Annotated in this window: 23 protein-coding genes; 4 read left to right on the forward strand and 19 right to left on the reverse strand. The window is 60.8% G+C overall.

Annotated features, from left to right (window positions below; all coding sequences use genetic code 11):
• Positions 1-371 precede the first annotated feature (371 nt).
• The 5 genes from ACN0X0_RS19740 to ACN0X0_RS19760 all read right to left on the reverse strand — a co-directional run bounded on the left by ACN0X0_RS19740 (position 372) and on the right by ACN0X0_RS19760 (position 7,376).
• Positions 372-2,099: a protein kinase domain-containing protein gene (locus ACN0X0_RS19740; protein ID WP_417280593.1), complete on the reverse strand. Its 1,728-nt coding sequence runs from the start codon at positions 2,097-2,099 to the stop codon at positions 372-374.
• Positions 2,100-2,159: 60 nt separating this feature from the next.
• The gene (locus ACN0X0_RS19745; RefSeq protein ID WP_417280594.1) at positions 2,160-3,002 is read right to left on the reverse strand and encodes a formate/nitrite transporter family protein; all 843 of its coding nucleotides are present in this window, start codon (positions 3,000-3,002) and stop codon (positions 2,160-2,162) included.
• 133 nt (positions 3,003-3,135) lie between these two features.
• Positions 3,136-3,456 carry a nitrite reductase small subunit NirD gene (gene nirD, locus ACN0X0_RS19750; protein ID WP_417280595.1) on the reverse strand — a complete coding sequence of 107 codons (321 nt, stop codon included), beginning with the start codon at positions 3,454-3,456 and terminating at the stop codon, positions 3,136-3,138.
• Positions 3,453-5,906, reverse strand: coding sequence for a nitrite reductase large subunit NirB (gene nirB / locus ACN0X0_RS19755; protein WP_417280596.1), 2,454 nt, complete (start codon positions 5,904-5,906; stop codon positions 3,453-3,455). The genes nirD and nirB overlap by 4 nt, the downstream gene beginning before the upstream one ends.
• Positions 5,907-6,230: 324 nt before the next feature.
• Positions 6,231-7,376, reverse strand: coding sequence for an alpha-D-ribose 1-methylphosphonate 5-triphosphate diphosphatase (locus ACN0X0_RS19760; RefSeq protein ID WP_417264187.1), 1,146 nt, complete (start codon positions 7,374-7,376; stop codon positions 6,231-6,233).
• Positions 7,377-7,454: 78 nt separating this feature from the next.
• On the opposite strand from ACN0X0_RS19760, the gene ACN0X0_RS19765 reads away from it, so the two are divergent.
• Positions 7,455-8,138, forward strand: coding sequence for a DUF1045 domain-containing protein (locus tag ACN0X0_RS19765; protein WP_417280597.1), 684 nt, complete (start codon positions 7,455-7,457; stop codon positions 8,136-8,138).
• Here the strand turns inward: ACN0X0_RS19765 and phnN are convergent.
• Genes phnN through phnG form a run of 8 tightly spaced genes read right to left on the reverse strand, consistent with a single transcriptional unit; the run spans position 8,120 to position 14,074 of the window.
• A complete protein-coding gene (phnN, locus tag ACN0X0_RS19770) occupies positions 8,120-8,662 on the reverse strand; it encodes a phosphonate metabolism protein/1,5-bisphosphokinase (PRPP-forming) PhnN (protein ID WP_417280598.1) in 543 nt (180 codons plus the stop codon). The genes ACN0X0_RS19765 and phnN overlap by 19 nt on opposite strands.
• Before the next feature lie 3 nt (positions 8,663-8,665).
• Positions 8,666-9,349 (reverse strand): phosphonate C-P lyase system protein PhnL, encoded by a 684-nt coding sequence (gene phnL, locus ACN0X0_RS19775; RefSeq protein WP_417264184.1) that lies wholly within the window; start codon positions 9,347-9,349, stop codon positions 8,666-8,668.
• A gap of 4 nt (positions 9,350-9,353) precedes the next feature.
• Entirely contained in the window at positions 9,354-10,307 is a 954-nt protein-coding gene (locus ACN0X0_RS19780) for a magnesium transporter CorA family protein (protein ID WP_417280599.1), read from the reverse strand.
• Positions 10,308-10,310: 3 nt separating this feature from the next.
• Positions 10,311-11,081, reverse strand: a complete 771-nt coding sequence (gene phnK / locus ACN0X0_RS19785; RefSeq protein WP_417280623.1) for a phosphonate C-P lyase system protein PhnK — start codon at positions 11,079-11,081, stop codon at positions 10,311-10,313.
• Between the two features lie 2 nt (positions 11,082-11,083).
• On the reverse strand, positions 11,084-11,944 hold the full coding sequence (locus ACN0X0_RS19790) for an alpha-D-ribose 1-methylphosphonate 5-phosphate C-P-lyase PhnJ (protein ID WP_417280600.1): 861 nt from the start codon (positions 11,942-11,944) through the stop codon (positions 11,084-11,086).
• The gene (locus tag ACN0X0_RS19795) at positions 11,941-13,029 is read right to left on the reverse strand and encodes a carbon-phosphorus lyase complex subunit PhnI (protein WP_417280601.1); all 1,089 of its coding nucleotides are present in this window, start codon (positions 13,027-13,029) and stop codon (positions 11,941-11,943) included. The genes ACN0X0_RS19790 and ACN0X0_RS19795 overlap by 4 nt, the downstream gene beginning before the upstream one ends.
• Positions 13,029-13,598, reverse strand: coding sequence for a phosphonate C-P lyase system protein PhnH (gene phnH / locus ACN0X0_RS19800; RefSeq protein ID WP_417280624.1), 570 nt, complete (start codon positions 13,596-13,598; stop codon positions 13,029-13,031). The genes ACN0X0_RS19795 and phnH overlap by 1 nt, the downstream gene beginning before the upstream one ends.
• Positions 13,599-13,609: 11 nt before the next feature.
• A complete protein-coding gene (phnG, locus tag ACN0X0_RS19805) occupies positions 13,610-14,074 on the reverse strand; it encodes a phosphonate C-P lyase system protein PhnG (protein ID WP_417280602.1) in 465 nt (154 codons plus the stop codon).
• Between the two features lie 135 nt (positions 14,075-14,209).
• Between phnG and phnF the strand changes: the two genes are divergently transcribed.
• On the forward strand, positions 14,210-14,920 hold the full coding sequence (gene phnF / locus ACN0X0_RS19810) for a phosphonate metabolism transcriptional regulator PhnF (protein ID WP_417280603.1): 711 nt from the start codon (positions 14,210-14,212) through the stop codon (positions 14,918-14,920).
• 121 nt (positions 14,921-15,041) lie between these two features.
• A complete protein-coding gene (locus ACN0X0_RS19815) occupies positions 15,042-16,220 on the forward strand; it encodes an alpha-D-ribose 1-methylphosphonate 5-triphosphate diphosphatase (protein ID WP_417280604.1) in 1,179 nt (392 codons plus the stop codon).
• 9 nt (positions 16,221-16,229) lie between these two features.
• On the opposite strand, the gene ACN0X0_RS19820 is transcribed toward ACN0X0_RS19815, so the two are convergent.
• The 5 genes from ACN0X0_RS19820 to phnC all read right to left on the reverse strand — a co-directional run bounded on the left by ACN0X0_RS19820 (position 16,230) and on the right by phnC (position 20,997).
• Entirely contained in the window at positions 16,230-16,844 is a 615-nt protein-coding gene (locus tag ACN0X0_RS19820) for a chloramphenicol acetyltransferase (RefSeq protein WP_417280605.1), read from the reverse strand.
• Positions 16,845-16,939: 95 nt separating this feature from the next.
• The gene (gene phnE / locus ACN0X0_RS19825) at positions 16,940-18,265 is read right to left on the reverse strand and encodes a phosphonate ABC transporter, permease protein PhnE (protein ID WP_417280606.1); all 1,326 of its coding nucleotides are present in this window, start codon (positions 18,263-18,265) and stop codon (positions 16,940-16,942) included.
• The gene (gene phnE, locus ACN0X0_RS19830; RefSeq protein ID WP_417264175.1) at positions 18,262-19,125 is read right to left on the reverse strand and encodes a phosphonate ABC transporter, permease protein PhnE; all 864 of its coding nucleotides are present in this window, start codon (positions 19,123-19,125) and stop codon (positions 18,262-18,264) included. The genes phnE (ACN0X0_RS19825) and phnE (ACN0X0_RS19830) overlap by 4 nt, the downstream gene beginning before the upstream one ends.
• Positions 19,126-19,202: 77 nt before the next feature.
• Positions 19,203-20,102, reverse strand: coding sequence for a phosphonate ABC transporter substrate-binding protein (phnD, locus tag ACN0X0_RS19835; protein WP_417280607.1), 900 nt, complete (start codon positions 20,100-20,102; stop codon positions 19,203-19,205).
• Between the two features lie 55 nt (positions 20,103-20,157).
• Complete coding sequence (gene phnC / locus ACN0X0_RS19840) at positions 20,158-20,997, reverse strand: phosphonate ABC transporter ATP-binding protein (RefSeq protein WP_417280608.1); 840 nt, start codon at positions 20,995-20,997, stop codon at positions 20,158-20,160.
• 236 nt (positions 20,998-21,233) lie between these two features.
• Between phnC and ACN0X0_RS19845 the strand changes: the two genes are divergently transcribed.
• Positions 21,234-22,292, forward strand: coding sequence for an AbrB family transcriptional regulator (locus tag ACN0X0_RS19845; RefSeq protein ID WP_417280609.1), 1,059 nt, complete (start codon positions 21,234-21,236; stop codon positions 22,290-22,292).
• A gap of 11 nt (positions 22,293-22,303) precedes the next feature.
• On the opposite strand, the gene ACN0X0_RS19850 is transcribed toward ACN0X0_RS19845, so the two are convergent.
• Complete coding sequence (locus ACN0X0_RS19850; protein ID WP_417280610.1) at positions 22,304-23,308, reverse strand: hypothetical protein; 1,005 nt, start codon at positions 23,306-23,308, stop codon at positions 22,304-22,306.
• Positions 23,309-23,323 lie beyond the last annotated feature (15 nt).

Here is a 23,323-nt window from a genome sequence, read left to right on the forward strand (position 1 = left end):
GATCTCCAGAACTGGACTCCCGAGATACCTAAACTGCCCCAGAAGAGTCCCCAGAGGCGAGATAGGTTCGAGAAAGCCGAAGAGGTTCATAGACCTCTAAGGCTTCCTACCACCCCAGCCATCTTTCTCCTGAGCTACGCTGTTTTGTGATCCCGTGCGTCACTACACGCAGACCATGCGATATTGCGTTGCAGGCCTGTCACCACGCGTTGGATTGCAGGTATTCGCCGGACATTTTGATCTAAACCCGGTCGCTTTTCGGGTTCTCAATCCGCTCGACAGACATATCGGAATCAATCGCCGATTTTCTCATGAATCGGCGCCTTGAGCGTCAGCCCCCAGACGCCGACGATTTCATAGTCTCTCGCCTGTCAGTTCATCATGAGCGTTGTGAGGATGATCACGACCCCCGCAAGACCGGCTGAGACCGCTTGCCAGAACCGCACAGGGTTCTTTTCCATCAAAGGCACATGACGCGCCGCGTCCCAGCTTTGGCCGGGGCGTTTCAGCTCGGCCACGAATTCCGAGAGCGCATCGTACCGCCGTGCGGCGTCGGGCTGGGTCGCGCGTTTGAGCGCGGCATCCATCCAGGCGGGCACCGGGCTGCCTTCGTCGCGCGCCGGGCGGTAGCGCAGGCGCAAAAGATCGCGCCGCGTCTGGATGCGCGCCACCTCGGCACCAAAGGGCAGACGCCCGGTCAGCATCTCATAGGCGATGACGCCCAAGGCATATTGATCCGACCGCCAGGTGACAAAATCGCCGGAGAAATATTCGGGCGCGGTGTATTGAAAGGTGCCGGGCAGTGGGCCCAACACACCCGCCGCAGCCTCTTCGACGCCTGCCACGGACGTTGAGCCCAAGTCGATGATTTTTACCGTGCCCGCGTCGTCGATCATGATGTTTTCGGGGCGCAGGTCTTGGTGCAACATTTCCTTGCGGTGAAAGGCGCGCAGACCGACAACGATCTGGCCGATGATGTCACGTACCTTGTCGAGATCGGGGTCGAGATCGGGCGCGGGGTGATCATCCATCCATTGTCTGAGCGTGCGACCCTCGACCCATTCGGTGACCACATAGAGCGCGCTGCGCTCCGCAGGCGCCGTGGCGGCGCGCAGCACATGCGAAGACGTCAGACGCCGCGCGATCCATTCTTCCAAGACGAAGCGGTTGAGATAGGCCGGGTCTTCGGCCATTTCCACGGTTGGAATTTTCAGCGCAACTTTTTCGCCCGTAAGCCCCTCAGCGAGGAAGACATGCGAGCGTGCGGTGGAATGGACCGGACGCAGGATGCGAAACCCGTCGATCACATCGCCCGCCTTGGGCAGAGGCGGCAGGGGCAGCTTGGCGAGGTCCAACTCCAGCTCTGCCTCTGGCAGGCTCTCGACGCGAGCCAGCATCACGGTGAGGTTGTCATCGGAGCCGCGCTCATAAGCGAGTTGGCCGAGTTGCGCCGCCGCCGTATCGAGATTTGAGGCCTCTAGAGCATTCAGCACATCCGCCGCCTCGATGACTTCATGCACGCCATCGGTGGCCAGCACAAAGACATCGCCGAGGGTCAGCGACACCCGCTGATAATCGACCAGAACCTGAGCGTCCAAGCCCATGCCGCGCGCGAGATAGCTTTCTTCATTGGACAGCACCGCGCGGTGATCCGTGGTCAAAGGCTCAAGCGCCTCGCCAACCAGCCGGTAAATCCGACTGTCGCCTAGGTGAAAGACATGCCCGTCACGGCCTTTGAAAATCAGCGCCGAGAGCGTGCAAATCTTGCCCGCATTCATGTCACTCAAAGCGGCGTTCTGGCCATAAAGCCAGGCGTTGGTGGCGGAGATCACCGTGGTCGCCGCTGTGCGTGCGGTCCAGGCGTCCGAGGTGGCGTAGTAATCTGTCAAAAGTGCGGTGACACTGGCCTCTGCGGCCTCGGCACTTGTGGCGCTCGATGAGATGCCATCCGCCACGGCCAAGGTGATCCCCTTGAGCGATAAAGCGCTGCCTTCAGCTACCCGCGCCCCGCAAAAATCCTGATTTTCAGGCTTTCGACCCGCCTCTGAGAACCGGCCAATCGAAACGGAGAGCTTTGTCGATGCGGCGTCTTTCGGCATGATGTGGTCCCTCAAAAAAGACAGGCCCCGCTTTCACAGGGCCTGCTCAAAGACGTCCGATTACTCAGCCGGCACGCCCTGCACGGAGCCGTTCGAGGCGTTGCGCTTTGGCGATTCTTTGAAGTGGGTGGCGTAGATCATGCCGCCGACAAAGGTCAGGCCGCCGACGAGGTTGCCCAGAACCACAGGGATCTCGTTGTAGATGAAGTAGTCGCCCCAGGTGAATTCACCGCCCAGCATGATGCCCGAGGGGAAGAGGAACATGTTCACGATGGAGTGCTCGAAACCGAGGTAGAAGAACACGATGATCGGCATCCACATCGCCATGATCTTGCCCGACACGGAGTTCGACATCATCGCGGCAACCACGCCGGTGGAGACCATCCAGTTGCACAGGATCGCACGGACGAAAACGGTCAGAAGACCCGCGCCACCGGCGGCGGCGTAACCGAGCGTCCGGGCTTCGCCGATGTGACCGATCTTTTGGCCGACGGCGTTGGGTTCCTGACTGAACCCCATCGTAAAGATGATCGCCATAAAGATCGCGGTGGTCATCGCGCCCGCAAAGTTGCCCACGAACACGAGGCCCCAGTTGCGGAAGACGCCTTTCCAGGTGCAGCCCGGACGTTTCGCGATGACGGCCAGAGGCGCCAGTGTGAAAACGCCGGTCAAAAGGTCAAAGCCCAAAAGGTAGAGCGTACAAAAGCCCACCGGAAAGAGCAGCGAGGCCACGAGGAAGTTGCCGGTGTTGACCGCGATGGTCACCGCAAAAGCAGCAGCCAGTGCGAGGATCGCGCCCGCCATATAGGCGCGGATCAAAGTGTCTTTGGTCGCCATAAAGATCTTGGATTCGCCCGCGTCGACCATTTTGGCGGCGAATTCTTTTGGTTGTACATAAGCCATTGAATTGTCCCTGTTTGGTGTGTTCCGAGTATGCGGCCCCTTCACCTCATCCGGCATAAGGAAACCCTTTGCAGCGCATGGAGTTTGCACTGCAGCCGTCCAGTGAGCCCGAAAGCCCATTTCGTGAGAAATCTTAGAGACCGAGCAATACGGTCTCGCCGTCCAGTTTGACCGGGAAGGTCAGGCTCATCCCCTCGTCGGCACCTTGCGCAGCACCCGTTTCGAGGGAAATGACCCAGTTGTGGAGCGGGCATGTGACACAGCCGTCGTGCACGATGCCGTCGCTCAAGGGCCCGTTCTTATGCGGGCATTTGTCTTCGAGGGCGAAAAGGCGGTCGTCCGTGGTGCGGAATATGGCGATGGTCATTTCACCGTTCTTCACACAGCGCGCGCCTTGACGCGGAATGTCAGTGAGGGTGCCGACTTCAATCCAGGTTTTCGTCTGCATGTTCATTCTGCTGCCTCCAGATTGAGGGTGGCCAAGGGTTTGAATTCATGGGCTTCGGCGCCCGCAACACGTTCGGCCCAAGGATCAACCTGCGCGAAGTCTTGCGAGTAGCGGAAGCGTTCGCCGAAGGCTTTGCGCTCGTCGAGATTGTCGTAGATCACCTCTTTGATGTGATCGTAGCCCAGCCGGTCCGCCCATTTGTAAATCCGCTCAAGGTAGAACCCGGTCTCGCGGTAATACTGCGTCAGCGCACAGACGGTCTCCATGACCTCCTCTTCCGTGGCGACTTTGCCCAGCACGGTCGTGCCCTGAATGTGCAGCCCCGCCGCGCCGCCATAGACGATCTCATAACCGCTATCGACGCAAATGATGCCGATGTCCTTGCAGGTCGCCTCGGCACAGTTGCGCGGGCAACCGGTGACTGCGAGTTTGAGTTTCGCCGGAGACCAGGAGCCCCAGAGCGCTTTTTCAAGCTTGATGCCAAGGCCCGTCGAGTCCTGGGTGCCAAAGCGACACCAATCCGTCCCGACACAGGTTTTCACCGTGCGTAGGCCTTTCGCATAGGCGGCCCCCGACACCATGCCCGCGTCATTCAAATCGGCCCAGACAGGGATCAGGTCTTCTTTTTTCACGCCCAGCAAGTCGATGCGCTGACCGCCGGTCACTTTGACGGTCGGGATGTCGTATTTGTCCGCCACATCGGCAATCGCACGCAGCTCGTCCGGCGTGGTGATCCCCCCGAACATCCGCGGCACGACGGAATAGGTGCCGTCTTTTTGGATGTTGGCGTGGACGCGTTCGTTGATGAAGCGCGACTGTTGATCGTCTTTGTACTCGCCCGGCCAATCGGCCACGAGGTAATAGTTCAGCGCCGGGCGGCATTTGGCACAGCCCTCTGCCGTCGACCATTCCAGTTCTTGCATCACGGCGGGGATGGATTTGAGGCCTTTCGCCTTGATCATCCGGCGCACGAAACCGTGGCTATGGGTGGTGCAGCCGCACATGCCCTGCGCCGCCGGAATGACGAAATCGTCACCAAGCGTGATGCCCATGATGCCTTCGACCAGATTGGTACAGGTGCCGCAGGACGCAGAGGCCTTGGAATGCGCGCGCACATCGGCGAGCGTGGTGAGGCCCTTGTCGGTGATCGTCTTGACGATCATGCCCTTGGTGATGCCGTTACAGCCGCAGATCTCCGCGTCATCCGGCAGCGCCGCGACGGCGGCCAGCGGGTCGGCGGTCCCGCCGCCCTGATACCCAGCGCCGAAAATCAACGTATCGCGCATCTCGGAAATATCTTCTCCCGAGACCAGCATTTGGTTGTACCACGCCCCATCGGCGACATCGCCGTAGAGCACCGCTCCGATCAATTTATTGTCTTTGAGGATGACCCGTTTGTAGGTCCCGCGTTGCGCGTCACGCAGCACGATGTCTTCGCGCCCCTCGCCCTCGGCGAAATCGCCAACGGAGTAGAGGTCGCAGCCTGTGACTTTGAGTTTGGTCGGCGTCTCGGCATGGGCAAAACCGGCCTCAGAGGGCCCGGCCAGGTGCTCGGCGGCCACTTTGGCCATGCGGTAGAGGGGGGCGACAAGGCCATAGACCATGCCGCCCACTTCCACACATTCCCCCACGGAATAGATGTTCGGGTCGGAGGTTTTCATCGTCGCATCGGTGACGATGCCGCGATTGACCTCAAGGCCCGCTTCTTGGGCAAGTGCCACGTTGGGACGGATGCCGACGGCCATCACCACGAGGGAGGCGTCGATGACACGACCGTCGGCAAGCTCCACACCTTCGACCTTCTCCGAGCCGATGATCTGCTTGGTGTTCGCTTCGCAGAGCACTTCGATGCCGCGACTCTCCAGTTCTTTTTGCAAAAGATAGCCTGCGGCGGTGTCGAGTTGACGCTCCATCAACGTCGGCATCAGGTGAATGACGGTCACCTCCATGCCGCGCAGTTTCAGACCTGCGGCGGCCTCAAGGCCAAGCAAACCGCCACCGATCACAACAGCCCGCCCGCCTTTCTCAGCGGCTTTGATCATGCCATCGGTGTCGTCGAGATCGCGGTAGGCCAACACGCCCGGCAGGTCCGATCCCGGCACGGGGATGATGAACGGGTTCGATCCGGTGGCGATGACCAGCTTGTCATATTCCGTGACAACGCCGCTCTCGGAGATCACCTTGCGCTCATGACGGCGAATTTCGGTGATCTTGTCGCCCTGATGCAACGTGATGCCATGCTCGGCATACCAGCCTTCGCCATGGATGATGATGTCGGCGTAAGATTTTTCGCCCGACAGAACCGGCGAGAGCATGATGCGGTCGTAGTTCACACGCGGCTCGGCGTTGAAGATGGTAACCTCATAGTGGTCGCTCACTTCGAACAGATGCTCAAGCATCCGGCCCGGCGCCATGCCATTTCCAACGATCACGAGTTTTTGCTTTTGAGCAGTCATAGCGGCACTTCCTCTCAGAACGCGGCTCTTAGCGAGCCAGATTGTCTTTTGGTGAGAATGCAGCGCCGTTGCTGCGGGCCCCGGATCAGAGGGGCATATGTGGGTCACGTCGCGTCCTTGCGACATGCGAGTGTGTTACTCGTTAAAGTGAGCTTTTAGGAAATCCGGGTCCTCCGACAAGGGTCTTGTGCGGCTCTGCCCTCAGATTTTTCGCGGATGCAGCATGTTTTGATTAATATTTGCGCAGCATGCCCCCGGAAGCTGCACATCAAGAGGCAGAATGACAACATTCCGCCTCTTGCAAAAGCACCTCATCAAAGGATGTCAGCCGACCTGACGCCCATGCGACCAGACGCCCCGAACCACCGGAGTGCCCTCGATTCGGGTGATCCGTACCAGATCGGCATGAAGCCCCGGCGCGATGCGACCGCGATCCGAAAGGCCCACGGCCTCGGCCGGATTGGCGGTCACGGTGGCGATCGCGCGGGGCAGATCGTCCCACAAATCGGCCAAAAGAATGGCCGAAGTCATCAGCGCGGAGGGCACGTAATCCGAGGACACGATGTCCAAAAGCCCACGCTCGGCCAGCTCATGCGCCGCGACATTGCCGGAATGCGAGCCGCCGCGGATGAGATTGGGCGCGCCCATCATCGCCGCGATGCCATGGAGTTTGCAGGCCTGCGCCGCCTCCACCGTGGTCGGAAACTCCGCCACCCGCACACCGTTCTGGCGCGAGACTTCGACGTGATCTGCCGTGGTGTCGTCGTGAGAGGCCAAAACCGCCCCCAGACGCCGCGCCTCAGACACCGCAACCTTTTCATGCCGCGCGCCATAGGTGTCGCGCAGATCGTAAAGGTGCTCGACATGGTCGTCGAATTCCGCATCCGTCATACCGCGCTTTTTCTGCACATAATCGCGCAGTTTTTCGATGTCGCGAAACTGTCGCTGACCCGGCGTGTGATCCATCAAGGACACGAGGCCCACACGATCCTCCGGCGTGAACTCGGCCAACTCAGCCTCCAAAGTTTCCGAACAGACCTCGGCGCGCAGGTGCAGGAAGTGGCTGATCTTCAGCGCGCCCAAATCGCGCAGATGCATCACCTCACGAGACAGGCTTCGGGCGTATTTGTGATAGCCCGCGTCCCCTTTGCGGCGGTGAATGGACCCCACGCGCATGGCGTCGAACACGGTGGTGATGCCAACCGAGGCGAGTTCTGCGTCATGCGCGAGGATCGCCGCCTGATGCGGCCAATCGACCTTGGGGCGCGGTTCGATATGGCGCTCGAGGTTATCGGTATGAAGCTCGATAAGGCCGGGGATCACCAGATCACCGCCCACATCGACGGCCCCCGGCACCGCTGTGCCGCCCGCGCTCACGTCTTTGATTTTGCCATTTTCGACACGCAGGGTGCCTTGGATCACCTCCGTCTCCAAAACGAGCCTTGCGTTGGTCAAAGTAAAGTCAGTCATCACATCGTCCTTGTCAGAGGCGCTTCATTGCCCGATCCATGTCACATGAATGTGACAGGGACCAGATAGGACAGCGCCATGGATGAATTCAAAAGATACGCGGTCTATTACGCCCCCGCTCCGGGGCCGTTTGCCGAATTTGCTGCGCGTTGGCTGGGCTGGGATGCATTTGAAGGCGTCGAGCTGCCGCATCCCATCGTGGACGGCCTGCCCCTGCCCGTCTCCGAAATCACTGCGACGCCGCGCAAATACGGGTTTCATGGCACGCTCAAGCCGCCATTTCGCCTGACCGGCACGCGGGCGGAGTTGATGGTAGACCTTGAGGCCTTCGCCACCGCCCATGCGCCTGTTGTTTTGGAGGGTCTCAAGCTCACCCGCATCGGCGGGTTTCTGGCGCTGACGCCTGTGGGCGAACTGAGCGCATTGGAGACGCTGGCCGGAGAGGTGGTCGCCACGCTCGACCCGCATCGCGCGCAGCCGTCTGAGACCGAATTGGCACGTCGCCGCGCGGCGGGGCTTTCGGCGCGTCAGGAGGCGTTGCTCAGCCAATGGGGTTATCCTTACGTGATGGAGGAATTCAAATTCCACCTGACCCTGACCGGCAAACTCACCGAAGCGCAGGCCGAAGCCACTGCAAGCGCGCTCACCCCGGAGATCACCCCGCTCCTGCCCCGGCCCTTTGAGATCAAGGACCTGTGCCTGTTCGGCGAGGCGGAGGATGGCCGGTTTCATTTGCTGCACCGTTACACCCTCTCCGGCTGAAGGGCAGCGAGAAACGACGTCACGGCCTCGTCCAATGCGCCATCGTTTTCCACGCGCCTGACCGGCAGGCCGGGCGCGATGTCATATTCGGCGCGGGCCAGACGTTTCTCGATCTCGTCGCGGCTTTCGCGGCCACGCGCCGCCAAACGGGTTGCGAGAACCGAAGGCGAGGCGGTGATCAGCAAGACGCCCATATTGGGATAGAGCGCGTAAGCCTCTGGCAGGATCGCGCGCGAGCCGTTGAACAACACATCGCGGCCCTCGTTCAGCGATGTCTCAATCGAGATCGGCACACCGTATTTAAGCCCATGCGCCTCCCAATGAAGCGCAAACTCTCCGGCCTCCAGACGGCGATCGAACTCCTCGACCGTGACGCCCTCGAAATCCTCACCACCCGCCTCCGTGGGCCGGGTGATCACGCGTTTCGCAACGGCCAGATCGCGCCGCTGCTCCAATGCGGCCTCGATCAACGTATCCTTGCCCGCCCCCGAGGGGCCGACGATGGCATAGAGACGCCCGACCATCGCTCAGGCCGCCTGCGCGGGGGTGAAATCGGAGACGTTGATCTCCCGATCCGCCACCCGGTCGCGCGCGGGGGCATCGTGAAAGATGCCGATGATCGCGGCACCGCGCGCCTTGGCCTCCTCAATAAGGCTCAGCACCGTTTCGCGGTTCGTCGCGTCCAAAGAGGCGGTGGGTTCGTCCAAAAGCATCGCCGGATAATCATGCGCAAAGCCGCGCGCGATGTTCACCCGCTGTTGCTCGCCGCCGGAGAATGTCGTGGGCGAGAGGCCCCAGAGGGTTTCGGGGATATTCAAGCGCGCCAGAAGATCGCGGGCCTTGGCAAAGGCCGTCTCCTTGTCCACGCCGACGGTGAGCAGCGGCTCGGCCACCACCTCAAGCGTCGGCACACGCGGCACGACGCGCAGGAACTGCGAGACATAGCCCAGGGTGGCGCGGCGCAAAGCGATGATCTCGCGCGGCTCAGCCGTGGCGACATCCGTTTCGCCGACCCAGATATGCCCCGAGGCCGAAAGGTAATTGCCGTAAATCATCCGCATCAGCGTCGATTTCCCGGCGCCAGAATTGCCGGTGAGCGCCACGCATTCGCCGGGCGCGACCTCGAAAGTCGCGCCTTGCATGACCGGGATCACGGCGCTGCCTTGATTGTGGAGCGTGAAGGATTTGGAGAGGTTGTCGATCTTGATCATGAGATTACAGCCAGTTTTTCCATTTCGAGAGAAGATAAGTCCCAAGCGCCGAGCCGATCATCAGAGCGGTGGCGATCAGGTAGCCATAGGGGCTGTCGAGGCCGGGGATGAAGGGAAAGTTCATCCCGTAGACCGAAGCCACCAAAGTGGGCGGAAGGAACAGAACCGCCACGACCGACAGAATGCGGCTTGTGTCGTTTTGCTCCAGATTGATGAGACCCAAAATCACATCGGTGAGCTGCGCAATCCGGCCCGACAGGAAATCGCCATGCACGGTGAGGGCCTGACAATCCTTGACCTGCGCTTTGAGAATGCTCGTCAGCGGTTTGTCTTTTTCGCCCTCAAGCCCAAGCCCAAAGCTCGACAAGGCGCGCTCAACGGTCAAAAGCGCATGGCGGTATTTCGCAACCTGTTCGCTTTGTTTGCCGAGCGCGCGCAGCGCATCGGCAAGCTCATCCCCTCGCGGTTCGGGATCACGAAAGGCGATGTGCGATTGCTGATCAAGCGTCACCCCCACGCCTTCCAAAAGGTCGGCGATGCGGGCGATGATCTCTTCGATCAGGCCCAAAAACACCCGCCTGCGCCCGGAACAGCCCGCGCTCGACTGGCCCGCGTGGGTGGCATAGGTCTCAAACGGGCGCGGCGTGTGATAGCGCACGGTAAAGAGCCGCTCCGGCGTGATCAGAAAGGCGACGGGGCCGAAAGTCGGCTGTTTGTTGCGGTCAAGTCCCGGCAAAACGATGGTCAGAACCTCCGTGTCGCCTTCGCGGTAGAGGCGGTTCGACACCTCGATCTCCTGCATATCGGCAAGCGTCGGCACGGAGATGCCAAGCGCCTCCACGGCCTCGACCTGTGCCGGTTGCGGGCTCAAAAGATCGATCCACAGCGCCTCGGAAAGATCGCTCTCAACGGGCAATTTTTCGAGGCCTGCGCCGAGGGATCGATAGGCGAAAATCATGTCTCAGACCTGCAAAACAGAGGAGACAAGAAGCTGCGTATAGGCATGTTGCGGGTCATCGAGCACCTGATCGGTAAGGCCATGTTCGACGACATGGCCGGATTTCATCACCATCAGACGATCCGCCAAAAGCCGCACGACAGCAAGGTCATGGGTGACGATGATCGCCGACAATCCCATTTCCCGCACCAATCCGCGCAACAAATCCAAAAGCCGCGCCTGCACAGACACATCCAGCCCCCCGGTCGGTTCGTCCATAAAGACAAGCCGCGGCCCCGTCACAAGGTTCCGCGCGATTTGCAGGCGCTGCTGCATGCCGCCGGAGAAGGCCGAGGGTTTGTCGTCCACCCGGTCCTCATTGACCTCGACGCGGTCCAGCCAGTCGATGGCCTGCGTGCGGATATTGCCGTAATGCCGTGCGCCGACCGCCATGAGACGCTCGCCGACATTGCCGCCCGCCGACACGCCCATGCGCAGCCCGTCCCGGGCGTGTTGATGGACAAACGCCCAATCGGTGCGCGACAGCATCCGGCGTTCGGGTTCGGACATGGTGAGCGTGTCAACCATGCCCCGATCCCGGGTGTCGAACAAAACCTGCCCGCTGTCGGGCGGCAAGTGCCCCGCCATGCAATTCAAAAGCGTCGATTTGCCGGACCCGGATTCGCCCACGATGCCCATCACCTCGCCGGGATAGAGATCGAAGGACACATCGGCGCAGCCAATTCGCCCGCCATAGGTTTTGCGGATGTTTTTGACGGAAAGAAGCGGTTGGATTGTCATTCTGCGGCCTCTGGAGATAGTCGCCCGCGATGGCCCGTGGCCTGCCGCTCGGCGCAATAATCGGTGTCGGAACAGACGAACATCCGCCCGCCCTCGTCGTCGATGATCACCTCATCGAGATAGGTGTGCTCCGCCCCGCAAAGATCGCAGGGGTGGTTGGCTTTCGAGGGATCGAAAGGGTGATCTTCGAAATCGAGGCTGACGACTTTGGTGTAGGGCGGCACGGCGTAGATCCGTTGCTCACGCCCGGCGCCAAAAAGCTGAATCGCCGCCATCTCCATCTTTGGATTGTCGAATTTTGGAATGGGCGACGGGTCCATCACATAGCGCCCTTCAACCTTCACCGGATAGGCGTAAGAGGTGGCGATATGGCCGTGTTTCGCGATGTCCTCATAGAGCTTCACATGCATGAGGCCATATTCTTCAAGCGCGTGCATCTTGCGCGTCTCGGTCTCGCGCGGCTCCAGAAAGCGAAGAGGCTCCGGGATCGGCACCTGATAGACGAGGATTTGCCCCTCGGTCAGCGGCTCTTCGGGAATGCGGTGACGGGTCTGAATGACCGTCGCTTCGCGGGTTTTCTCGGTCACAGCAATGTCGGCCGTCTTCTCGAAAAACTTGCGGATCGAGACGGCGTTCGTGGTGTCATCTGCGCCTTGGTCGATCACCTTAAGTGTATCCTCCGGCATGAGACAGGCGGCAGAGACCTGCACGCCACCTGTGCCCCACCCATAAGGCATCGGCATTTCGCGCGAGGCAAACGGCACCTGGTAGCCCGGCACGGCAATCCCTTTGAGGATCGCGCGGCGGATCATCCGTTTGGTTTGCTCGTCGAGATAGGCGAAGTTATAGTCGCTCATTCTGCCGCCTCCTTCGCATTTGCGCTCGCGATCTCCGCGCGCATTTTGCGGACCAGTTCCATCTCGGACTGGAAATCCACATAGTGTGGCAATTTGATATGTTCGAGAAATCCGGTCGCTTGAATGTTGTCACAGTGATACAGAACGAATTCCTCGTCATGCGCGGGGGAGTTCGAGACCTCGACGCCCAATTCCTTCGAGCGCAGTGAACGGTCGACCAGAGCCATGGAAATCGCCTTGCGTTCCGTCTGGCCAAAGGTCAGCCCGTAGCCCCGCGTAAACTGCGGCGGCTCGACTTTCGAGCCTGCGAATTTGTTCACGGTTTCGCATTCGGTCAGTTCCACCTCGCCGATCTCGATGGCAAAGCCCAGTTCGGGGATGTCCATCTCCACCGCCACCTTGCCGATGCGCAGCTCGCCCACAAACGCATGGCTGTTGCCGTAGCCGCGTTGCGTCGAATAGGCCATCGACAGGATGAAGCCCTCGTCGCCGCGTGTTAGCGCCTGCAACCGCAGCGCGCGGTTGGCGGGCAACTCCAGCGGCTCACGCGTGAGGTCCGGCGGGGTCTCATCACCCTCGACTTCGGTCTGGATCAAACCTTCCTTGTTCAGAAATGAGGTCACATGCGGGGTCGGTTCAAGACGCGGATCGGCCTTTGCCGCCTCTGGCGCCTCGCCTTCCGCCATGAGTTTGAAGTCCAGCAAACGGTGCGTGTAATCGAAGGTCGGTCCCAAAACCTGCCCGCCCGGCACGTCCTTAAACGTCGCCGACACCCGCCGGTCACAGGCCATCTTGTCGGTCACGACCGGGCGCGAATGACCGATGCGCGGCAGGGTCGTCCGGTAGGCACGAATGAGGAAAATCGCCTCGATCAGATCGCCGCGCGATTGCTTGATCGCCAGAGCGGCGAGATCGGGATCGTAGAGCGAGCCTTCGGTCATCACGCGGTTCACAGCCAGCGCCAGTTGTTCGCGGATTTGCGGCACGGTCAGCTCAGCGACGGAGGTGTCCCCCCGACGCTCTTCGGCCAACCAGGCATGCGCATTGTCGATGGCGCGTTCGCCCCCTTTGACGGCAACATACATCAGTTGGCCTCCACTTTGGTTGAGCGCGGCAGACCTGCGATCTGCGTGCCCGAGGTGAAATAAAAGTCCAAACCCAGCGGGAAGAGCATGGCGTTCATTTGAAATGGTTCCAGGGCGGGCAACGACAGGCTGGCCGTGGTTTCGATCCCCGGCCCCGTGAGCTGCGCACCGTCCTGAGACAGCGCCTCCATTTCAACGATCAGCGTCGTCGAGCGGTCGGGATATTCCGCCGTGCCGATGGGGAAAGCCGTCACCGGCTGCAACGCGTCCCAAGTGCCCAGCGCGAACATGGCTTTTGCAGGGCCCACGATGGGCGCACCGATTTGAAAAGCGATCCAGTCGCGGATTTCCGGCGTGTCATGCGCGCCCATAAGGCAGAGCGGCGTTTCCGGATCACAGAGCGTCAGAAGCAGGCTCGCCGCCGCTTCGGACACAGGCGCGGGCGCTTGACCGCCTTTGATCTCATGGAGCGTTCCGGGGCGCGCGAGGGCGTTCAGCGCGGCGCGAAACGCGCGGGCGGCGTCTTGTGGCGGGGTTGCGAAGGCGCCGATCAGGCTTTGGTCACTCATGTGTGTTGGCATCAGTCCTCTCCTCGCACCATCGTGAAAAAATCCACTTTCGTCGCTGCGGCCTTCGCAGCGCGCGCGGTGCGCGTCGCGACCTGTGCCGCCTCCAGAGGCGCCAGAACCGCATCGCGTACCTCTTCGGCGCGCGGCCCCTGCATCAACGCATCCACCAATGCGGCCTGCTCCGCCTGCCGCTTGTCACGGCCTTGCACATAGCCATGGCCCACCTCGCCCGTCGCCAGCCGCAGCGAACAGCGCGTGACAGTCATTTCACCAAGATTGAACGGCGCGCCGGTGCCGCCCATGCGGCCACGCACCATGACGCCGCCCACCTCAGGGCGCCGCAGCCAGTCGAACTCCGGCAGGTCCAATGCACCAAGACATTTGGCCAAAAGCGCGGCGTCGGACTTGGCCAAAAGCCCCATCCACGCCTTGCGCGCCTTTTGTTCGGGAGTGAGTACAGCCTCGGGTTTGCCCATCGTCGCCTCTTTTCGTCCTGTGTCGTCTAGACAGCTTGCCAAGTTGTCTAAATTACTATACAACTAGACAAATCATTGCCGATCCAAGCCGACTCGGCAAGGGTTAATTCGTGAAACTTTGGTGACGGAACGCCCATGCCACGCACGCCAGTCTGGAAATCCATCGCGGAAACGCTCTCCGAAGAGATCGCCAAGGGGCATTACCGCCCCGGTGACAAGCTCCCGACGGAGGCCGAGCTGTCGTCTCGATTCGGGGTCAATCGCCACACGGTGCGCCATGCGCTTTCCGATCTCACCGAACGTGGCATCACCCGCTCGCGGCGCGGTGCTGGGGTCTTTGTACAAAGCGCGCCGGTGGATTACCCCATCGGCAAACGTGTGCGGTTTCACCAAAACATCCGCGCCACGGGGCGGCTACCGCAAAAGAAAGTGCTGCGCATGGAGACCCGACCCTGCGATCAGGCAGAAGCGGAAGCGCTTGGGCTCGCTTTGGGGGATCCTGTGCTGGTCTATGAGGGGCTGTCGCTGTCGGGCGATGCCCCCGTCGCGCATTTCATCTCGATCTTTCCCGAGGCGCGCACGCCCGGCCTTATGGCCGCGTTTGGCGAGATCAGCTCGGTCACTCAGGCGCTCAAATCCATTGGAATCGAAGACTACCTGCGCGCTGAGACCCGTGTCAGCGCCGAACGCGCCACCGCGACCCAGGCCCTGCATCTGGGCCTGCGCGAGGGCGATCCGATGCTGCGAACCGTGAGCCTCAACACCACGCCCGAAGGCGTGCCGATTGAACGGGGCCTGACATGGTTCGCGGGCGAACGGGTCACGCTTTTGGTGACACCCGATTAACCAAAGTCAGATTTTTGTGAAAGATTTCAGACGTCACGCGGACGATACATTGCCTGCGTAGAACAACCTGCACAGGTAAAACACTGGTAAAACGCCACAGGTCTTCTCGCAGGTATTCGTCATGGCTCTTCTTCCGCCGCTCAGTTTCACAGGCGCTTCGGTGCTCTGTGAGGACACACTCCGTCTCCAGCCGCTCAGCATCGAGGACGGCTATATCGGCCATGGGCGTTTTCCAGAGGTGGACCTGTCCGGCTACATGATCCTGCCCGGCATCATCGACCTGCATGGCGATGCGTTCGAGCGCCACATCGCGCCGCGTCCGCGCGCGCCCTTCCCGATCCGCTCGGGTCTCTCGTCGGCGGCCCGCGATGCGGCCGCCCATGGCGTGACGACCGCATGGTTTGCGCAATGCTGGTCTTGGGAGGGCGGCTTGCGTGGCCCGGATTATGCCGAGGAATTGCTGGCCGAAATGCAGGCCTTCGAGGCCCACGCGCCCATCGACATCCGCCTACAAATCCGCTGCGAAACGCATATGATCGACAGCCGGGAACGGCTTTTGGCGGCGATCCGGCGCTTTGGCGTGGACTATGTGATCTTCAACAATCACCTGCCCGAAGCCATCGAGATCGCCAAGAAAGAGCCACTGGAATTTGCCGCCTGGGCAAAGCGCGGCGGACGCACGCCGGAAGAGTTCATCAAGGTGCTGCGCGAGGCCAAGGACCGCAAATCCGAGGTGCCGCGCCACCTGTGGCAATTGGCCGAAGCCTTTGACACGCTGGGCGTGACCTACGGCAGCCACGATGATCCGGACGCAGAAACCCGCGAAGAGTTTCGCATCCTGGGCGCCCGTGTGGCGGAATTCCCGATCTCCGAGAAAGCCGCCGCCGCCGCCAAGGCGATGGGCGACCCGGTGCTGATGGGGGCGCCCAATGTGGCGCGAGGCGGATCTCAATCCGGCAATATCTCGGCGCAGAAACTGATCGAACGCGGGCTTTGCGATGCGCTGGTGTCGGATTACCACTACCCGGCAATGATCGCCGCCGTTTGGGCCATGGTCGACAAGGGGCTCTGTGCCCTGCCCAAGGCCTGGGCGATGGTCTCGGCGAACCCGGCGCAGATCATGCGCCTGTCGGATCGTGGCACTCTGGAGCGCGGCAAGCGGGCGGATTTCGTGGTGGTCAATCAGGCGACACGCGAGATCGAAGCCACGGTCGCGGGCGGGCGCATCGCCTATATGAGCGGACAGGCCGGGCAGCGTCTGGCGCAGGCCGATCACCGGATGTCTCTCGCCGCCGAATAGCGGCGGCGTCTATTCGTATTTTTCGAGAAAAGCCTCGGCCTTCAGAGAGCGAAAATCCTCAAGTGCTGCCCGCAACCGCTGGTGGTCCCAATCCCACCAGCCAAGCGCGTCGATCCGTTCGCCGACGCCTTGCGGATAGCGCGGGCGCATCGGCTGCGACGGCACGCCGGCGACGATCGTATAAGGCGGCACATCTTTGGTGACGACGGCGCCCGAAGCCACGATGGCCCCATTGCCGATGGAGACCTCCGGCTTGATGATCGCGCCATGGCCGATCCATGTGTCATGCCCGATCACCGTCCGCCGCGCGGATCGCGCCGTAAAAAACGCCGGATCGTCCTCGGCGTCCTCCCAATAATAAGACGAGCGATAGAGGAAGTGATGCAGCGAGGCATTCTGATAGGGGTGATCCGTCGGCCCGATGCGGGTGAAGGCAGCGATGTTGGCGAATTTGCCCACGGTCGTGTTGGCGATGTCCGCGAATTGATCGCAATAGGCGTAATCCAGAAACTCTGAATTCAACACCCGGGCGCCCTTGCCCACCTCGCAATAGGCGCCAAAGGTGGCGTTATGCACCTCTGCGCCCTCATGGACAAAGGGCTCGGTCGCGCTCAGTTTCGGCATGTCTCACCTGTCAGAAATCTTGTGTCGCCTCCGGCGGGAGTATTTCGAGCACAAAGGAAACGCGGATACAAATGTTTCCTTTGTGCCTCAAATACTCACTCGCCCTTGATCAACTTGCGCCGCAACCAGCCGGAGAAGCTATCCATCGCCATGACCAGAAGCACGACGAGGATGATGTAATAGGACACCTCTTCCCAGTCCTTATGGGTGATCATCGCCTGCGTCAGCAAAAGCCCGATGCCGCCGCCGGTAATGGCGCCGATGATGGTGGCGGAGCGGGTGTTGGATTCGAGAAAATACAGCACTTGCGACAGGAGCACCGGCACGATTTGCGGGATCACCCCGAAGCGGTAGCGTTGCAGCGGTTTAGCACCGGTGGAGGCCACGCCTTCAATCTGTTTGCCGTCGACGTTTTCGAGCGCTTCCGAGAAGAGTTTGCCGAAGGAGCCGGTGTCGGTGAAGAGGATCGCCAGAGCGCCGGTCATCGGCCCCGGCCCAAAAGCACGGGACAGGAGGATCGTCCAGATCAGCCCATCGACGCCACGCAGGAAGTCGAACAACCGCCGGGCCGCCATACGGATCGCCACGAGGGGGGCAAAGTTGCGGGCTGCGAGGAAGGCCAGAGGCAGCGCGATGATGGCGGCGCCAAAGGTGCCGAGGAAGGCCATAAGCACGGTTTCAAAGAGCGCCCAAGCCACGTCACCATGACGCCAGATCGAGTTATTCCAGAAATCCTGCCACGCGCCGGTCAAGTTCGAGCGGGTTGGGTCGATTGGGTCGCCAAAGGCGATCTCGGAAAAGCTGTGGTCGTAATAAGGGCTGTCCAGCGTGAACCAGAACAGCTCCCAACCGAACTCATAGACGAAGACTTCGGTGCGCGCCTTGGTCAGCGTCAGGCGGGCGGCGTCGGTCGTCACCGTCAGGCGGGTGTTTGAATAGGAGATCCAGTCGGGCAGATCGGCGGTTTCGAGGTTCAACGACACGCCATCTGAGCGCGATTGCGTGGCTTCGATCAGACCAAAGCCGGGAACATCAAATCGCACGATGTCGCCATTGATCTCGATGCTTCCGCCGTCATCCAGCGCGATCTGCGTTACCTCCTCGCCCACCGTCACCCAGGAAGGGTAATTCGTCGCGTCATAGGTGCCTTTACGCTCGCCCTCGACGGAGACTTCGATCTCGCCGTTGCGGTTATTTCGCTCAACGTGGGTCTTGTAGCTATAAGTGTCGGAGACCAGCGCGACGGCATTATCAAGTCGCGCGCGCTCGCGCAGGCCGAGGAGGTCGAAGGCGAAGAAAATATAGATAAAATAGGCGAGGATCGCCAAAGGCACGGCCAGCGTGATGAGCCGTTTGCGGGCGATCAGGGCCGTGGCTTTGGACGACATATCGACGGGGGTGGCGGCGGTCGCAAGGCTCATTTGGCGGCTCCGTAGGTCATGCGGTTGCGCACGTAAGAGGACAGTTGATCAAAGACCATGATCGTGAGGAACAGAAGGATGAAAACGGCGGCGGCCTCATCGAATTTGCCTGTGCCCCAAGAGATCGCGTTCTTGAGTTCGTAACCGATGCCGCCCGCACCGACAAAGCCCAAGATCGCGGAGGCCCGGATGTTGATTTCAAAGCGCAGCAAAGCGTAGGAGAACCAATTCGGCGCGACCTGCGGCACGAGGCCGAGCATCATACGCTGCGGCCATGTGGCGCCGACGGAGGCGAGGCCTTCGAGCGGTTTGAGATCGGCGTTCTCGTTCACTTCGGAGAACAGCTTGCCCAGCGCGCCGACGGTGTGAAAGGCGATGGCGATGGCCGCGGGCACAGGTCCCCCGCCCAAGATGAAGATCAGCACCAGAGCGATCACGATCTCAGGCATCGCACGCATCAGGTCCATCATGCGACGAAACAGTGGGATGAGGCGCGGCCAAGGGGCCAGACCCTGGGTCGAAAGCATTGACAAAAGGATCGCGCCCAGCGCGCCCAAAAGCGTTGCCACAGCGGCGATATTGATGGTCTCTATCAGGGCTGGCAACGCGCGCAGCAAATGCCCCGGCAGGTTCACGCGCTTTTCCCAGGCTTCCGAGACCACATCGGCGGGAAAGTCGAAGATATGCGGCAGACCGGGCAGAAAGCCCCCGGCGTTGCGGTCGTTGGCGATGCCGAAACCTGCGGCCAGCAACAGGACGAAGACCAAAAGCATAAGCCCACCGTAGAGGCGGCGTTGGCGGGTAAGCGCCATGTAATGCGCGCGCGTGACGTCCAAAGACGCCGCAGTCAGATCGGCCATGTCGGGTCAGTCCTGTCGGGAAGTCGTCAAAAGGAAAGACCCCGCGTGAACCACGCGAGGTCTTGTCTCAAAGGCGCTTAGTTGGATTTCGCCAGACGCGCCGCCACGATGGAGGCATAGGTGTCGTGATCGACCGGGATAAAGTCTTTCGCGTCGCCCGCAGCCACGCCATAGGCGCAATCTGCATCTTCTTCCCAGAGGTTCGCGGTGATCTCGGTCACCATGTCTTTCACGTCCTGCGGCAGGGCCTTGCGGAGCACAAAGGGGCCTTCCGGGATGATGTTGGATTGCCAGATCTGCACGAAGTCATTCATGTCGACGAGACCGGCATCCACAGCTTTGCGCAGCGCGCCGGAGTTGTAGCCGTCTTCCCATTCGCCCAGACCGTCGGCCCAGGTCACACCTGCGTCCACATCGCCGTTGTTCACAGCCACGATGGTTTGCTCATGACCACCGGTGAAGACCACATCACCAAAGAACTCGCCCGGCACCATCGGGTAACCTGCTTCGGCGATTTCGATGGAGGGGATCAGGTAGCCGGAGGTGGAGTTCGGATCGCCGAAACCGAAGTTCTTGCCCTTCAGATCGTCAAGCGAGGTCACGCCGCTGTCCTTGCGGGCAAAGCCCACGGAATAGTAGCCGATGGACCCGTCGAGGTTCTGTTTCACGAGCACCGGTTCGACAGCTTCCGCGTCGGCGATATAGGTGCCAGCGTAGGAGGAGGCGCCCATCCAAGCGGCGTCGATGGTGCCGCCCAAAAGGCCCTGCATCACGCCGTTGTAGTCGGCCGGGGTGAAGATTTTCACTTCGACGCCCAGAGCCTCGGCGAGTTTGTCGGCAAAGCAGGAGTTCGACGCCACACGGTCCTGGGCGTTTTCACCGCCGAGGATGCCAAGACGGAATTCGGTGATGTCCTGAGCCTGAGCAGCACCCGTGAGTGCAGTGGTGGCCAGAACGGCAGCAAGCAGTTTTTTCATCTCTGTCTCCAGTTGGTTATTCCCGCGGGTGTTCGAATGCGGGGATGAAAGGTCGTTAGATCGCGACTTCGGCGGCCCGGATTTCGGCCTTTTCCAAGGCTTCCTGGGCCAAAACCTCATGGTCGCGAATTTCGGTGGATGTGGCGGCCTCGGAAAAATCCGCGCCGGCGCCATAGATGTCGCGCGCCACACCGGTGGTGAGCTGCGCAGGTGTGCCGTCAAACACCACGCGCCCGTCGCGCATGCCGATGATCCGGTCGCAATAGCGCCGCGCGGTGTCGAGCGTGTGAAGGTTGGCGATGACCATGCGGCCGTCTTCGTCATGGATGCGGCGGAGCGCCTCCATCACGGTTTGCGCGTTCATCGGGTCCAAGGACGCGATGGGTTCGTCGGCCAGAATGACTTTGGGGTCCTGCATCAGGGCACGCGCGATGGCAACGCGCTGTTGCTGGCCGCCAGAGAGGGCTTCGGCGCGTTTGGTGGCATGTTCGGAAATGCCAAGGCGACCGAGAATGTCGATCGCCTTGTGAATATCCTCTTCGGGATAGAGGTTGAACATGGTCGCAAGCGTGGAACGGCGACCCAAGGTGCCATGCAGCACGTTCGAGACGACATCCATGCGCGGCACGAGGTTGAACTGTTGGAAAATCATCGCGCAATCGGATTGCCAATCGCGCTTGTCCTTGCCGGTGAGCGACAGGACATTGCGGCCCTCGAAATTCAGTTCGCCCTCGGAAGCGTCGGTCAGACGATTCATCATGCGCAGAAAGGTCGACTTGCCCGCGCCCGAACGCCCAATGATCCCGATCATCATCGACCGGTCGATGGTGAAACTGACATTGTCCACGGCGGTGTTTTCGCCAAACCGTTTCGTCAAATGTTTCACATCAAGCATATCTGTCCCCTCGCTCGTTCGGCGGGGATAAAGCACAGGGTCTGAAACCCTTCTGTGACAGGTCTGAAAAACTTTTGTGACGAGCCAAAATCTACGGAAAACCGGGAGGCAAAGTCGAAATCATAGGCACCCCCAAGCCCCGTTGCGCATGTGATGTGCAAAATCCCAAATCTCATCGCCTTGCCCCTGACCGCAGCCTCGCTATGGTGACGCGACGACAGGCTCGGGATCGGATTTTGACAGCACCCTCGGACAAGACACGCGCAACCCGCAACATTCTGACGCTGGCCCTCGGCGCTTTGGGTGGCACCGCGTTTTACCTCGCCGGGCTGCCCTTGCCGTGGATGCTTGGGTCGATGTTGGTGATTTTCGCCTGTGTCATGATGGGCGCGCCGCTTGAGACCTCGGGGCGGTTTCGGCCCATGGTGATTCCGGTGATCGGCGTCATGTTGGGGTCGGGTTTCGACACGGAGACCTTTCACCATCTGAGCCAATGGGGCCTCTCGCTGGCCGGGCTGGCGGTCTATCTCGTACTTGCTGCCATTCTGGTCGTGCCGTTCTACATCAAGATTGGGCGCCTCGACCCGGTGACCGCGTTCTTCTCCGCCATGCCCGGCGGGCTCAATGAGATGACGGTGATCGGCGGCGCATTGGGGGGCGATGAAAAGCGGATCATTCTGGCCCATGCTGGGCGGATCGTGGTGACGATCTCGATCATCGCGTTGTGGTTTCGCGTGGTGCTGGGCTATGAGGTGCGCGGTGTGCCGCTTCATGCCGAGGGGGAGAGCCTCACTCTGATGAGCGGCGCGATCCTTTTGGCCTGTGCAGTTCTGGGCAATTGGATCGGGACCAAACTCAAATTCCCCGCGCCGGGGCTTTTGGGGCCGATGCTTTTGTCAGGTGCAGTGCACATGGCGGGGCTGACGCATTCTTCGCCGCCGGGCCTCCTGGTGATCATCGCGCAGATTGTGCTGGGCACCACCATGGGCTGTCGCTTTCGCGGCGCCAAACCAAAGCTCGTGGGCGAGACGTTGTTGCTCACGCTGGGCGGCACCCTGATCACCATGGGGCTGTCCTTGGGCTTTGCGGTGCTGTTGCACGGCATGTTCGGCCAGACCGTCGAACAGGTGCTTCTGGCCTATGCGCCCGGCGGGCTGACGGAGATGTCTCTGGTGGCTTTGGCGATGCATGCGGAGGTGGCCTATATCTCGATCCACCACCTTGTGCGCATCGTGATCCTTGTGGCCGTCGCCCCCTCTTTGCTGACGCGATTGGCGGAGCGGCTCAAATACTAAAGCGTTTTTCGTCACTCGAACAGCGTGGCCGCCTTTTGTTCGATCACCTCGCGGCATTCACGCACGAATTTCTTGTCCACCAAGAACTCGCGGCAAATCTTGTCCATTGACAACTCGCCCTTGAGCGCTTCCAACCCGATCTGCGCCTGAAACGCCGGGTCGTCCACCGGGGCCTTGGCGTTCGCATTGGCTTTTTTGGCCGGGATCGGAGCTGCGGCCGGATCGATGGCGTGTTTCTTGATCAACCCATCCATGAAGGACCCGCGCCGGGGCGTGTTGTTTTCCTTTTCCTCCAGACGCGGCTTCATCCGACGCGCCCAGAAATGCACCCCGCGCGTGTCCTCTGTGAAACGCTCTTCGGGTTTGAAGCGGCTGATGATCAAGTGGTTCCGCTCCTTGAAACTCACCGGATAAAAGGCGGGTTCGGGCTGCGCGTGTTCGATCTCTCCGGTTTCGATCAGAAAATGCGTGACGGACGACGGCCCGGTAAAGCCCCAGGTTTGCTCGGTCATATGCACCGGCGTGCCCGCGTCGCGTTCGGCCTCAAGCTCGGCGATCTGTTCGGGTTTGAGCCAAGGCGCGATGGCATATTCGTCCTCAAAGAACTCCAATAAGCCGTTCAAGGTTTTGCTGTCCGACGGCAGCCCCAGAACCGCGTTGCACACCAACCCCGGCTTTTCCCAGCCAAAGACATAAGGCGAACTGTAGTCGAAGGGTTTGTAGCAATACATATCCGCATCGACCCAGATCTTATCGGTCTTTTTCAACAGGTTGAGCCGCCACATATCGGCATGAATCGCCGGGCTGCCGGTCCGCGCGTGGCGCAGCATCGGCTCGCCGGGGTAAATCTCGGCGGCGTCGGCCACATGAACCCCCGGCGGCACATTGGGGATCGGCTCGTAGGAATAGAGCGTGATGTGATGGCCCTGATCGGCAAAGCTTTTCAGGCAAAGCTGTTCCAGCCAGCTCAACTTGCCGCCGATCCAAAGCGACGCGATCTCGGGTAGTTTATCCATTTCGCCTGATACCTG

The sequence above is a fragment of the Celeribacter sp. genome (assembly GCF_048270365.1).
GTDB lineage: Bacteria > Pseudomonadota > Alphaproteobacteria > Rhodobacterales > Rhodobacteraceae > Celeribacter.

What these genes read in the sequence shown, in the direction of transcription:
- nirB (WP_417280596.1), bottom strand. Translation starts at nt 5,906, where the DNA reads ATGACTGCTCAAAAGCAAAAACTCGTGATCGTTGGAAATGGCATGGCG.
- phnL (WP_417264184.1), bottom strand. Translation starts at nt 9,349, where the DNA reads ATGATCAAGATCGACAACCTCTCCAAATCCTTCACGCTCCACAATCAA.
- ACN0X0_RS19795 (WP_417280601.1), bottom strand. Translation starts at nt 13,029, where the DNA reads ATGTATGTTGCCGTCAAAGGGGGCGAACGCGCCATCGACAATGCGCAT.
- phnF (WP_417280603.1), top strand. Translation starts at nt 14,210, where the DNA reads ATGCCACGCACGCCAGTCTGGAAATCCATCGCGGAAACGCTCTCCGAA.
- phnE (WP_417264175.1), bottom strand. Translation starts at nt 19,125, where the DNA reads ATGGCCGATCTGACTGCGGCGTCTTTGGACGTCACGCGCGCGCATTAC.
- phnH (WP_417280624.1), bottom strand. Translation starts at nt 13,598, where the DNA reads ATGAGTGACCAAAGCCTGATCGGCGCCTTCGCAACCCCGCCACAAGAC.
- ACN0X0_RS19815 (WP_417280604.1), top strand. Translation starts at nt 15,042, where the DNA reads ATGGCTCTTCTTCCGCCGCTCAGTTTCACAGGCGCTTCGGTGCTCTGT.
- phnD (WP_417280607.1), bottom strand. Translation starts at nt 20,102, where the DNA reads ATGAAAAAACTGCTTGCTGCCGTTCTGGCCACCACTGCACTCACGGGT.
- phnN (WP_417280598.1), bottom strand. Translation starts at nt 8,662, where the DNA reads ATGGTCGGGCGTCTCTATGCCATCGTCGGCCCCTCGGGGGCGGGCAAG.
- phnC (WP_417280608.1), bottom strand. Translation starts at nt 20,997, where the DNA reads ATGCTTGATGTGAAACATTTGACGAAACGGTTTGGCGAAAACACCGCC.
- phnG (WP_417280602.1), bottom strand. Translation starts at nt 14,074, where the DNA reads ATGGGCAAACCCGAGGCTGTACTCACTCCCGAACAAAAGGCGCGCAAG.
- ACN0X0_RS19745 (WP_417280594.1), bottom strand. Translation starts at nt 3,002, where the DNA reads ATGGCTTATGTACAACCAAAAGAATTCGCCGCCAAAATGGTCGACGCG.
- ACN0X0_RS19765 (WP_417280597.1), top strand. Translation starts at nt 7,455, where the DNA reads ATGGATGAATTCAAAAGATACGCGGTCTATTACGCCCCCGCTCCGGGG.
- ACN0X0_RS19740 (WP_417280593.1), bottom strand. Translation starts at nt 2,099, where the DNA reads ATGCCGAAAGACGCCGCATCGACAAAGCTCTCCGTTTCGATTGGCCGG.
- nirD (WP_417280595.1), bottom strand. Translation starts at nt 3,456, where the DNA reads ATGAACATGCAGACGAAAACCTGGATTGAAGTCGGCACCCTCACTGAC.
- ACN0X0_RS19760 (WP_417264187.1), bottom strand. Translation starts at nt 7,376, where the DNA reads ATGACTGACTTTACTTTGACCAACGCAAGGCTCGTTTTGGAGACGGAG.
- phnE (WP_417280606.1), bottom strand. Translation starts at nt 18,265, where the DNA reads ATGAGCCTTGCGACCGCCGCCACCCCCGTCGATATGTCGTCCAAAGCC.
- ACN0X0_RS19820 (WP_417280605.1), bottom strand. Translation starts at nt 16,844, where the DNA reads ATGCCGAAACTGAGCGCGACCGAGCCCTTTGTCCATGAGGGCGCAGAG.
- ACN0X0_RS19850 (WP_417280610.1), bottom strand. Translation starts at nt 23,308, where the DNA reads ATGGATAAACTACCCGAGATCGCGTCGCTTTGGATCGGCGGCAAGTTG.
- ACN0X0_RS19780 (WP_417280599.1), bottom strand. Translation starts at nt 10,307, where the DNA reads ATGATTTTCGCCTATCGATCCCTCGGCGCAGGCCTCGAAAAATTGCCC.
- ACN0X0_RS19790 (WP_417280600.1), bottom strand. Translation starts at nt 11,944, where the DNA reads ATGAGCGACTATAACTTCGCCTATCTCGACGAGCAAACCAAACGGATG.